Source organism: Moritella dasanensis ArB 0140 (genome assembly GCF_000276805.1).
Lineage (GTDB): Bacteria > Pseudomonadota > Gammaproteobacteria > Enterobacterales > Moritellaceae > Moritella > Moritella dasanensis.
Genome location: NZ_AKXQ01000057.1, coordinates 1 through 641, shown reverse-complemented (window position 1 = coordinate 641; position 641 = coordinate 1). Strand labels below are relative to the sequence as shown.

Sequence of the window (641 nt, the reverse complement as noted above, 5' to 3'; positions counted from 1 at the left end):
TTAGAACTGGTTCATCGTGTTATCTTCGCCGCCAGCTTTCAATGCTGCATCACCAGCAAAGTATTCTTTATGGTCATCGCCCATATCAGAACCAGCCATGTTTTGATGCTTAACACATGCAATCGATTGACGGATTTCTTTACGTTGAACACCCTTAACATAACCCAGCATACCTTGGTCACCGAAGTACTCTTTCGCTAGGTTATCAGTTGATAGCGCAGCTGTATGGTAAGTTGGTAACGTGATTAGGTGGTGGAAGATACCTGCTTCACGCGCTGAATCAGCTTGGAATGTACGGATCTTCTCATCAGCTTGGATTGATAATTCAGTTGTATCGTATTTCTCATTCATCAAGTCTGCACGGTCATATGCTGTAACGTCTTGACCTGCTTCAACCATGATATCAAAGATTTGTTGACGGAAATTAAGTGTCCAGTTGAATGATGGCGAGTTGTTATAAACAAGTTTCGCATTCGGTACTACTTTACGGATCTCATTAACCATTGCACCGATTTGACCAACGTGTGGTTTCTCAGTTTCAATCCATAATAAATCAGCGCCGCCTTGTAGTGATGTAATGCAATCAAGGATACAACGTGCTTCACCCGTGCCTTCTTTAAATTGGAACAAGTTACTTGGTA

1 protein-coding gene is annotated in these 641 nt (G+C 42.1%); it reads right to left on the bottom strand.

Features of this window, described 5'->3' with window-relative positions:
• Window positions 1-641, bottom strand: a 641-nt coding sequence (locus tag A923_RS0121835) for a hypothetical protein (protein WP_017223808.1), incomplete at its 5' end; no start/stop codon positions are given.